Consider the following 9,913-nt stretch of genomic DNA (forward strand, 5'->3'; position numbering starts at 1 on the left):
GTAATCTCCCTTACGCGGGCTTATTTTTTTGTACAATTCAGTCCACTTATTAAGAATGCAATGGCATAGACCCACCATATGAAGGGTGTGTATTCGCAATAACGTATGCCGGAATACCGTTCATGAAAATCGGACGGACCTATGATATTCATCACAACTATTATTGGATCTGGTAGGCGGGAGTGTTATTCAGAGCATTCCTAATTCCCGACCATAGCATGCCCTTTACTCTTGATTTCTTAGCACAATACGTTTTCACATGGACGGAGAGACGACATGACATTCCCCGGTCAGTTTTCAAAGGACATTCCGAATTACGAACTCGCACGCAGTCTGGGCCTTGCCTCCGGCGGCGATATTAATTTCAACGATTTTGCCAGTCACCTGGACTGTAGCCGAAACTTTAGCCAGGTTGGGATCATCTACTCAGACGGTGCGCGTCAGTGGTTAGTAAGGCCCTCAAGGCGGATTGCGACACCAAACGAAAGCTCGGTAAGCCATGTAGTCATCACGAAAGTAAATGCTTCCTCAAGTAGTGCCATCCAGGCAACGACGACTACGATTCAGTCACCTTCATTAGCGACTGAAATCGGTTCTACGGCAATTTCTTGCGGAGCCGCCATTCTCACTGTCGTACTTGCTGCTGGCGCAGGTATGGCCATTCCTCTCACCGCAGGCTCTTCCGGTGCTGTTGCTGCCGTGATTGTCGCCGGTGGTGTGGCAACAGGAATTCAGTGTGCGAACGGGCTTGGCCGCTTGTCACTTATTGCCATGAATCATAATGACTATGTAGCGTGGATGGATTCCCAGGAATGGTATACTGCAACCAATACCGCTCTGGATGCGATTTCACTTGCTGGGGCCGCTGCGGGTCTAAAAAGCGCGGTATTGACCTACCGCCTTCTTAATCGCTCGACGTCTGAAAGTTTACTCTCTTTATTACAAAAAATGAGCCGAGAGGACCGCACGAGGTTAACGGAGGAAATTATTCGCATCCGAAATCCCGGCATCTCGAATTCAGGTGTTAAAGCAGCGATGAAAGCTGGGGTTTACCCTAAACGTTACCCATCGGAAGCGCTGCAGTTGCTCTTACAGCGTGAGCTGTTGAATGCCATTTCCAACTCCTCAGCTTTTGTTGGAAGTGCGGTCTCGGGTACAATCAGGAATCCTCAGAATATTACACAATCTGGAAAATACGTTTTTGGTTTGATCCAGTCTTTTTCATTTACAGGAAGTTATTGACCTGAGCATGATAAAATACATCAAGAAGAGCCTGGCATTAAGTACTGTGATCACAAGTCAAATGGCGACTGACGATCTCCAACGGCTTGAGTCTTTAAAAGATGGCTTAAAAGATCAGTTTGGCGTTCCTGTAGGTGTACATATGACAGGCATTCCCTTGGCTATCAGTATGTTACTCGCCATTTTTTGCTACGCTATGCTACAAGTTTCTGTCTGGATATTACTATTTCGCCTGCTCGGCTTACCCGAATTTAAAGTCATGATGGGTGTATTTCTTGCAGCAGTGGCGTATTGCATGATTGCGATGAGTACTATGTTTCTGACTGCTCGGGGGTCCTTGGCTGGATTTAAAGCGCATATTTCCGTTATCACGATGACTGGACTGATGAGCATCGTTTATTTTATCTGGACGTGGAGTTCACTTTTATTCGGCTCTGTTGAGAATTACACCCCGCAAATAACCTCTTTTTTAGGGTTGGGATTTTTCTGCATGAATGTCGTGTGGATGAATACATCACTCTTTTACCGTTCAATCGCCCTAACGCTACATAATCGGATTTGGCGTAAACAGCTGAAAATAGAGACAAGGCAAATGTCGCGACTCAAACGTTGAGGGCAATAGCCCATTGATTGACAGACGTAAAAAGTGTAAACGACACCGGGCACAGATTACGTTATACGGGGGAAAAATCTCCTTTACACAGGCTTATTTTTTTTCCCTTTCATCCTGTTCTTACCCGCTTTTTTCCTCCCTGCTATACACTCTTACTAACGCTAAAAAAGGGAGCAGCGCGGATGGCAATCTATCCAGACAGTTTATTGATTCTCAATGGCAAAAGTGCGGGCAACGATTTGTTGCGCCAGGCAGTGACGGATTTGCGTGAAGACGGTGCGCGTATACACGTGCGAGTGACGTGGGAAAAAGGTGATGCGGCACGCTATATCGACGAAGGTCGGAAGCTCGGGGTCGAAACCATTATTTCTGGCGGGGGCGATGGCACCATTAATGAAATTGCTGGCGCTCTGATAGATCTTCCCGCAACCGACCGCCCGGTGATGGGCATTTTGCCGCTCGGTACGGCCAACGATTTCGCCACCAGCGCCGGCATCCCCGAAGAACTGGGAAAAGCCCTGCAGCTGGCTATCCTCGGCAAAGCCACCGCCGTGGATATTGCTCAGGTGAATGAAAAAACCTGTTTTATCAATATGGCGACCGGTGGATTCGGGACGCGCATTACCAGCGAAACCCCTGAAAAGCTGAAGGCAGCGCTGGGCGGCGTCTCGTATCTGATCCATGGCCTGATGCGCATGGATACCCTGAAGCCGGACCGCTGTGAGATTCACGGCGAGAACTTTCAGTGGCAGGGTGATGCGCTGGTGATTGGTATCGGCAATGGCCGTCAGGCCGGTGGCGGACAGCAGTTATGCCCGGAGGCGCTGATCAATGATGGTCAGTTACAGCTGCGTATTTTCACGGGTGATGGCCTGCTGCCTGCGCTGTTTACCACCCTGACCCAGCCAGAGGAGAGCCCGAATATTATTGCCGGTAAATCCGCGTGGTTTGAAGTGAATACCCCACACGGCATGACGTTTAATCTTGACGGAGAGCCGCTGAGCGGGGAGCAGTTCCGCATTGAGGTGTTACCGGGCGCGCTACAGTGCCGGCTGCCACCGGACTGCCAGCTTCTGCGTTGACAGTGTGGCCGGGCGGCGGTAACGCCTGACCCGGCCAGCGTTTTACAAAAAGTCTTAAGCGATAGTCACTTTGCTGTCCAGGTACACATCCTGCACGGCATTGATCAGCTTCACGCCGTCCGCCATCGATTTTTTAAACGCCTTACGGCCCAGGATCAGCCCCATACCGCCCGCGCGCTTATTGATAACCGCCGTGCGCACCGCGTCGGAGAGATCGGTGTCGCCACCCGCCGCACCACCGGAGTTAATTAACCCGGCACGTCCCATATAGCAGTTCGCCAGCTGGTAACGCACCAGATCGATAGGGTTTTCACTGGTCAGTTTGCTGTAGACCCGGTCATCGGTGTAACCGAAGTTTACCGCTTTATAACCGCCGTTATTTTCCGCCATCTTCTGCTTCACGATATCCGCGCCAATGGTTGCCGCCAGATGGTTCGCCTGGCCGGTCAGGTCGGCAGAAACGTGGTAGTCCACTCCGTCTTTCTTGAATGCCGAGTTACGCAGATACGCCCACAGAACGGTGACCATACCCAGCTCATGCGCGCGTTCGAAGGCAGCAGAAATTTCTTCAATCTGGCGACGCGACTGCTCAGAACCAAAGTAGATCGTCGCCCCGACCGCGACCGCACCCATATTGAACGCCTGCTCTACGCTGGCGTAAAGCGTCTGATCGTATTCGGTCGGGTAGCTCAGGGTTTCGTTGTGATTCAGTTTGACGAGGAATGGAATGCGGTGGGCATAGCGACGCGATACGGAGGCCAGTACGCCATAGGTGGACGCCACGCAGTTACAGCCCGCTTCTATCGCCAGTTCGACGATGTTCTTCGGATCGAAATACAGCGGGTTCGCCGCAAAGGAGGCGCCCGCGGAGTGCTCAACGCCCTGGTCAACCGGCAGAATAGAAAGATACCCGGTTCCCCCCAGTCGCCCGGTATTATAGAGGGTCTGCATATTTCGCAGTACCGCAGGCGGACGGTTGTTATCAACCATCACGCGGTCGACGTAATCGTGGCCAGGCAGATAAAGCTGGTCGGCTGGAATGGTCATACAACGATGCTGTAAAAGGCTGTCGGCGTCTTTGCCAAGCAACTGCGCAATATCAGTCATGTGATGCTCCCGTAAGCCCGACGTGATGTCGGTGAGTGTTTATCCAGACCCATAGCGTTATGGGCAGACTAAGCCTGGTACCGACTTAACAGATTTTCCAGCATTTGCATTTTTTTTCAGCACAATCTGCTGGCTCGATTCGTGTACAACAAAACTGTTACATTGATCAAACAATCACCGCAAAGGTATTTAAAAGGTATTATTAAGTGGTATGTTAAAGGCGTACCCTCTCTGACATGCAGGATTAAACAATGAAAACGAAAGTCCAACTGTCATTCATGATGTTTGTTGAATGGTTTATCTGGGGCGCGTGGTTTGTACCGCTGTGGTTATGGCTGAGCAAAAGCGGTTTTACCGCCGGGGAAATTGGCTGGTCTTATGCCTGTACCGCGATTGCCGCGATCCTCTCCCCCATTCTGGTGGGTTCACTGACCGACCGCTTTTTCGCTGCGCAGAAAGTACTGGCCGTACTGATGTTCGCCGGTGCCATTGTGATGTACTTCGCCGCACAGCAAACTCAGTTCAGCACCTTTTTCCCGCTGCTGCTGGTTTACTCCCTGACCTATATGCCGACCATTGCGCTGACCAACAGTATTGCCTTCGCCAATGTGGATGATGTGGAGGCTGATTTCCCGCGTATCCGCGTGATGGGCACCCTCGGCTGGATCGCCTCGGGACTGGCGTGCGGTTTCCTGCCGCAGATGATGGGCTATAACGACATTTCCGATACCAATATTCCGCTGCTGATGACGGCGGGGAGCTCCGCCCTGCTCGGTGTCTTTGCGCTGTTCCTGCCGAACACCCCGCCGAAGAGTACCGGCAAGATGGATTTCAAAGTCATGCTGGGGCTGGATGCGCTGATCCTGCTGCGCGATAAAAACTTCCTGGTGTTCTTCTTCTGCTCATTTCTGTTCGCAATGCCGCTGGCCTTTTATTACATCTTTGCCAACGGCTATCTCACCGAAGTGGGGATGAAAAACGCCACCGGCTGGATGACGCTCGGCCAGTTCTCCGAAATCTTCTTTATGCTGGCGCTGCCGTTCTTCACCAAACGCTTTGGTATTAAGAAGGTCTTGCTGCTGGGCCTGCTCACCGCCGCCATCCGCTATGGCTTCTTTGTTTACGGTGGTGCCGACCAGTACTTCACCTATGCCCTGCTGTTCCTCGGCATTCTGCTGCATGGCGTGAGCTACGACTTCTACTATGTGACCGCGTATATCTACGTGGATAAAAAAGCGCCGGTGCATATGCGCACCGCCGCACAAGGCCTGATTACGCTGTGCTGTCAGGGGTTTGGTAGCCTGTTAGGTTACCGCCTGGGCGGCGTGATGATGGAAAAAATGTTCGCATACAAAGAGCCGGTGAATGGGTTGACCTTCAACTGGGCCGGAATGTGGGCATTCGGAGGGATCATGATTGCCGTGATCGCCGTGCTGTTTATGCTGTTTTTCCGCGAATCGGACAAAGAGATCACCGCAATTGAGGTGGTTGAAAGCGATACCGCGCTGACACGAGGGGAAGTTAAATGAAACAAGAACGTGTTCTCGGTGCCCTTTACGGGCAAGCGTTAGGGGATGCGATGGGCATGCCGTCGGAGCTTTGGCCGAGAAAGCGCGTCAAAGCGCACTTCGGCTGGATCGACCGTTTTTTACCCGGACCGGCTGAAAATAACGCCGCCTGCTATTTTAAGCAGGCAGAATTCACCGACGATACGTCAATGGCGTTATGCCTGGCGGATGCGATTATCGAATGCGACGGGCAGATCAACGCAGATGTTATCGGCAAACATATTCTGCACTGGGCGGAGTCGTTCGATGCGTTTAACAAGAATGTGTTAGGTCCGACATCGAAGATTGCGCTTAACGCTATTCGTGACGGCAAGCCGGTCAGTGAACTGGAAAACAACGGCGTCACCAACGGTGCGGCGATGCGCGCCTCTCCGCTGGGCTGCCTGCTGCCGGCCACGCGTCTGGAGCACTTTGTCGCAGAGGTGGCGCTGGCCTCCAGCCCGACCCATAAATCCGACCTCGCGATTGCCGGCGCGGTGGTGATAGCCTGGGCAGTGTCGCGTGCCATTGACGGTGAACGCTGGCAGAACATCGTCGATGCCCTGCCAGGCATTGCCCGCTACGCACAGGAAGCGAAAACAACCACCTTCAGCGCATCGCTGGCGGCACGGATTGAGCTCGCCCTTAAGACCGTGCGTGAAGCCAACGGCATCGATTCCGCCAGCGAGCAGGTTTACCAGCTTATTGGCGCGGGCACCAGCACGCTTGAGTCGGTTCCAGCGGCGATTGCGATGGTCGAACTGGCAGGCACCGACCCGAACCGCTGCGCCATTTTGTGCGCCAACCTCGGCGGTGATACGGACACCATCGGCGCGATGGCGACGGCAATCTGCGGTGCGCTTCACGGCGTACAGGCGATTGACCCGGCGTACAAGGAGGAACTCGACGCCGTAAACCGCCTCGACTTTAACCACTACTGTGAAAAACTGCTGCACTTCCGGGAGCAAAGGGAGGGCGTATGAGTGCTTTTGCTGCACGCCTTGAAACACTGCACGCCACTCGCCCGGTCACGGTGTTGGGTGCCGCGGTCATCGACGTGATCGCCGACGCCTATGCCCTGCCCTGGCGCGGGTGTGATATCGAACTCAAACAACAGGGTGTCAATATCGGCGGCTGTGCGCTGAATATTGCTATTGCGCTGAAACGGCTCGGGATCGCCGCGCAAAACGCGCTCCCCGTCGGCCACGGAGTGTGGGCAGACATCATCCGTAACGCCATGGCCAAACAGGATCTGCACAGCGTCGTCGAAGTAGAAACGGGCGACAACGGCTGGTGTCTGGCGCTGGTCGAACCGGACGGTGAGCGGACCTTTATGTCGTTTAGCGGCGTGGAGAACCAGTGGCAACAGCGCTGGCTGGATGCGCTGCACGTGCTGCCTGAAAGCCTGGTCTACCTCTCAGGCTATCAGCTGGCGTCACCGTGCGGAGAGCGTCTGACGGACTGGCTGGAAGGCCTGGAAAACGTTACCGCGTTTATCGACTTTGGGCCGCGCATTGCCGATATTCCTGATGCGCTGATGGCGCGGATCATGGCCTGTAGGCCGATGGTATCGCTTAATCGCCAGGAAGCGGAGATGGCAGCGGGACGATTTGGCATGGAAGCTGAAACACTCGGTCCGCAGTGGCTACAGCGTTTTGGTTCGGCGCTGATTATTCGCCACGATAAAGACGGTGCCGCCTGGTTTGAGGGTGATAAATCGGGCTACGTTCCGGCGTTTCCCGCAACCGTCGTCGACACGATCGGTGCGGGCGACAGCCACGCCGGTGGCACGCTTGCCGGGCTGGCGGCAGGATGGTCGCTGGCTGATGCCGTTACGCTTGGCAATGCAGTGGCGGCCTGGGTCGTTAGCCACCGCGGCGGCGACTGCGCGCCAGGGCGCGAGGCGTTACTCCTCGCACACAAAGACGTATAAATCGCTACGGCAGTAGCTGATGCTGAACTCAATGGGCCGGTTCTGCTGATCAAGTGCAACCTGCTTGATCACCAGCACCGGGATTTTGTCATCCATGCGGATATGCGTCTGAAACTCGCTGTCCGGCATGCGGGCACTGACGCGTGAGCGGGTGCGTTGCGGGAAGATATTCTGGCTACGGAAGTAGTCATACAGGGAAATCCCAATTGCATCCGGATCGTGAATCAACCCTACCGGCACCCAGGACTCCTCAATCGATACGGCGTCATCATCCACATAGCGGATGCGCTTAAGCAAAAAGACCTCGCTCTCCGGCGGCACTGACAGCTGGCTGGCCACCTCTTCCGGGCATTTCACCACCCGTTTATTCACCCACAGCGTGTTGGGCTTTTTGCCGCGCAGCACCACCTGCTGAGAAAAACCGCGCGCTTCCTTGAGCGAGTATTCAAAGATGTTATTGATTTGCGTCCCGTAGCCGCGGGCACGCGTCACTACGCCCTCGGCTTCCAGAGCCTGCATCGCTTTGCGCACGGTAATGCGCGACACGCCGGTTAACTGACTGAGATCGCGCTCGCCGGGCAGTATATTCCCATGCTCCAGCACCCCGTTGCGTACCGCGTTTTTTACCGTTTCGGCAAATTTCAGATACAGCGGCGTGTTGTCCGGGGCGGCAATGCGTTCATTCAGTTGGTCGATTAGCCGGGTATGCGCTTGTTCCATCTCTGTTTTTCTCAGGCCTGGTGTGTGTTGCCAGTATACGGCTTACCACCAGGCATGAAAATGGTGTACCGGACCAATACCGTGACCAACCTCGAGAGTATCGGCTTTTGCCAGCGCTTCGGAGAGCCAGATTTTAGCGTCGCGGACCGTCTCCCCCCAGTTGTCACGACGGGGGCGCAAAGCCGCCAGCGCGGCAGAGAGCGTGCAGCCGGTCCCGTGGGTGTTTTTGGTCTGTACCCGCGGGGCCGTGAAACGCAGCGCACCGTCGTGGGTAAACAACCAGTCAGGGCTTTCTTCATCATCAAGATGACCGCCTTTCATCAGCACGGCGCCGCAGCCCATCGCCAGGAGCGCATTCCCCTGCTCTTTCATTTCGCGCTCATTCTGCGCGTGCGGCGCATCCAGCAGCGCAGCGGCTTCAGGCAGATTAGGCGTGATAAGCGCAACCTGCGGCAGCAGCTTATTTCGCAGCGTCTCGACGGCGGAGGCGGACAGCAGCGGGTCGCCGCTTTTTGCCAACATCACGGTATCCAGCACCACGTTTTGCACCTGGTAACGTTTAAGCCGTTCTGCCACCGCTTCAACAATGTCGGTCTCGGCCAGCATCCCAATCTTGGTGGTGTCGATTCGCACATCGCTGAAAACCGAATCCAGCTGTGCGGCGACAAAGTCCGGCTCAATGCGGTAAACCGACTGCACGCCACGCGTATTTTGCGCCACCAGCGCGGTAATCACCGAGCAGCCGTACGCCCCGAGTGCGGAGAAAGTTTTCAAATCAGCCTGAATGCCCGCGCCGCCGCTTGGGTCGGTACCGGCAATGGTAAGGGCGTTAATCCGATTCATGCCCGTTCCTCCAGAGTGTAGAGCGCGTCGAGGAACGCGCTGGCAAAACTGCCGGGACCACCAGACCGGGCGACGGCCGCCGTTCCGGCACGTTTCATCCATCCGCAGGCGGCGGCGATGTTATCCAGCCGGTCACCGGGAAGCGAGCAGCTCGCCGCCACGACTGCCGAGAGCGCGCATCCCGTTCCCACCACGCGGGTCATCATCGGGTCACCGCCCACGACCGTGCGGGTGCGTTGCCCGTCGGTGACGTAATCCCGTTCACCGGTGACCACCACAATGGCATTCGTCTGGCGAGCCAGCGCCTGCGCGGCAGGCAGCGCAGCCGCCGCCGTGTCGGTGGTATCGACGCCGCGCCCGCCCGCACTCATCCCGGCAAGGGCGAGAATTTCCGAGGCATTGCCGCGAATGGCCGCCGGTTTCAGGGCGAGAATTTGGTGGCAAAAACGGGTGCGGAACGTCAGCGCCCCTACGGCAACCGGGTCTAGCGTCCAGGGTTTCCCTGCTGTCACTGCTCTCTCAATCGCCCGGCGCATCGACTGGGCGCGCGGCGCCGTCAGCGTCCCGACGTTTATCAGCAGGGCATCTGCGAGCGCGGCAAACTGCTCGGCCTCTTCGGCTTCAATCACCATAGCCGGAGAAGCGCCAAGCGCCAGTAACACATTGGCCGTAAAGGTCTGTACCACATCGTTGGTCATACAGTGGGTAAGCGGGGAACGGGTTCGAAACTGATGTAAAACGTGTAAATCGAGCAGGTCAGGCTGCATGGTATCGCTCCTGCCGTGCGTGAAGAAGCGATGACCGGGAAGGCATCTGACTTCCCTAC

General features: G+C 55.4%; 10 protein-coding genes. 6 read left to right on the forward strand and 4 right to left on the reverse strand.

Going from position 1 to position 9,913, the window contains the following annotated elements:
- The first annotated feature begins 276 nt into the window (after positions 1 to 276).
- From AM379_RS24240 to yegS, 3 genes are all read left to right on the forward strand, one after another.
- Positions 277 to 1,242 (forward strand): hypothetical protein, encoded by a 966-nt coding sequence (locus tag AM379_RS24240; protein ID WP_181010273.1) that lies wholly within the window; start codon positions 277 to 279, stop codon positions 1,240 to 1,242.
- Between the two features lie 7 nt (positions 1,243 to 1,249).
- Complete coding sequence (locus tag AM379_RS24005) at positions 1,250 to 1,855, forward strand: hypothetical protein (protein WP_106504334.1); 606 nt, start codon at positions 1,250 to 1,252, stop codon at positions 1,853 to 1,855.
- 182 nt (positions 1,856 to 2,037) lie between these two features.
- Positions 2,038 to 2,937 carry a lipid kinase YegS gene (gene yegS / locus AM379_RS24010; RefSeq protein ID WP_106504335.1) on the forward strand — a complete coding sequence of 300 codons (900 nt, stop codon included), beginning with the start codon at positions 2,038 to 2,040 and terminating at the stop codon, positions 2,935 to 2,937.
- 54 nt (positions 2,938 to 2,991) lie between these two features.
- Here the strand turns inward: yegS and fbaB are convergent, their stop codons facing one another.
- Positions 2,992 to 4,044, reverse strand: a complete 1,053-nt coding sequence (fbaB, locus tag AM379_RS24015; protein WP_014170857.1) for a class I fructose-bisphosphate aldolase — start codon at positions 4,042 to 4,044, stop codon at positions 2,992 to 2,994.
- A gap of 251 nt (positions 4,045 to 4,295) precedes the next feature.
- On the opposite strand from fbaB, the gene AM379_RS24020 reads away from it, so the two are divergent.
- From AM379_RS24020 to AM379_RS24030, 3 genes are read left to right on the forward strand one after another with little or no spacing between them, the layout of a single operon-like run.
- Complete coding sequence (locus AM379_RS24020; RefSeq protein WP_106504336.1) at positions 4,296 to 5,573, forward strand: nucleoside permease; 1,278 nt, start codon at positions 4,296 to 4,298, stop codon at positions 5,571 to 5,573.
- Positions 5,570 to 6,574, forward strand: a complete 1,005-nt coding sequence (locus tag AM379_RS24025; RefSeq protein WP_020883237.1) for an ADP-ribosylglycohydrolase family protein — start codon at positions 5,570 to 5,572, stop codon at positions 6,572 to 6,574. The genes AM379_RS24020 and AM379_RS24025 overlap by 4 nt, the downstream gene beginning before the upstream one ends.
- Complete coding sequence (locus tag AM379_RS24030) at positions 6,571 to 7,524, forward strand: PfkB family carbohydrate kinase (RefSeq protein ID WP_106504337.1); 954 nt, start codon at positions 6,571 to 6,573, stop codon at positions 7,522 to 7,524. Before AM379_RS24025 ends, AM379_RS24030 begins: the two co-directional genes overlap by 4 nt.
- Here the strand turns inward: AM379_RS24030 and AM379_RS24035 are convergent.
- From AM379_RS24035 to thiM, 3 genes are read right to left on the reverse strand one after another with little or no spacing between them, the layout of a single operon-like run.
- Positions 7,498 to 8,244, reverse strand: coding sequence for a GntR family transcriptional regulator (locus AM379_RS24035; RefSeq protein ID WP_014170861.1), 747 nt, complete (start codon positions 8,242 to 8,244; stop codon positions 7,498 to 7,500). The genes AM379_RS24030 and AM379_RS24035 overlap by 27 nt on opposite strands.
- Before the next feature lie 42 nt (positions 8,245 to 8,286).
- Positions 8,287 to 9,087 (reverse strand): bifunctional hydroxymethylpyrimidine kinase/phosphomethylpyrimidine kinase, encoded by an 801-nt coding sequence (thiD, locus tag AM379_RS24040; protein WP_106504338.1) that lies wholly within the window; start codon positions 9,085 to 9,087, stop codon positions 8,287 to 8,289.
- On the reverse strand, positions 9,084 to 9,854 hold the full coding sequence (gene thiM / locus AM379_RS24045) for a hydroxyethylthiazole kinase (RefSeq protein ID WP_106504339.1): 771 nt from the start codon (positions 9,852 to 9,854) through the stop codon (positions 9,084 to 9,086). The genes thiD and thiM overlap by 4 nt, the downstream gene beginning before the upstream one ends.
- Positions 9,855 to 9,913: the final 59 nt, after the last annotated feature.

It is taken from the genome of Enterobacter cloacae complex sp. FDA-CDC-AR_0132, from assembly GCF_003010695.1.
Taxonomy (GTDB): domain Bacteria; phylum Pseudomonadota; class Gammaproteobacteria; order Enterobacterales; family Enterobacteriaceae; genus Enterobacter; species Enterobacter ludwigii.

Bases quoted from the DNA above. Each gene is read 5' to 3' on its own strand.
- AM379_RS24240 (WP_181010273.1), top strand. From the start codon at position 277: ATGACATTCCCCGGTCAGTTTTCAAAGGACATTCCGAATTACGAACTC.
- AM379_RS24005 (WP_106504334.1), top strand. From the start codon at position 1,250: ATGATAAAATACATCAAGAAGAGCCTGGCATTAAGTACTGTGATCACA.
- yegS (WP_106504335.1), top strand. From the start codon at position 2,038: ATGGCAATCTATCCAGACAGTTTATTGATTCTCAATGGCAAAAGTGCG.
- fbaB (WP_014170857.1), bottom strand. From the start codon at position 4,044: ATGACTGATATTGCGCAGTTGCTTGGCAAAGACGCCGACAGCCTTTTA.
- AM379_RS24020 (WP_106504336.1), top strand. From the start codon at position 4,296: ATGAAAACGAAAGTCCAACTGTCATTCATGATGTTTGTTGAATGGTTT.
- AM379_RS24025 (WP_020883237.1), top strand. From the start codon at position 5,570: ATGAAACAAGAACGTGTTCTCGGTGCCCTTTACGGGCAAGCGTTAGGG.
- AM379_RS24030 (WP_106504337.1), top strand. From the start codon at position 6,571: ATGAGTGCTTTTGCTGCACGCCTTGAAACACTGCACGCCACTCGCCCG.
- AM379_RS24035 (WP_014170861.1), bottom strand. From the start codon at position 8,244: ATGGAACAAGCGCATACCCGGCTAATCGACCAACTGAATGAACGCATT.
- thiD (WP_106504338.1), bottom strand. From the start codon at position 9,087: ATGAATCGGATTAACGCCCTTACCATTGCCGGTACCGACCCAAGCGGC.
- thiM (WP_106504339.1), bottom strand. From the start codon at position 9,854: ATGCAGCCTGACCTGCTCGATTTACACGTTTTACATCAGTTTCGAACC.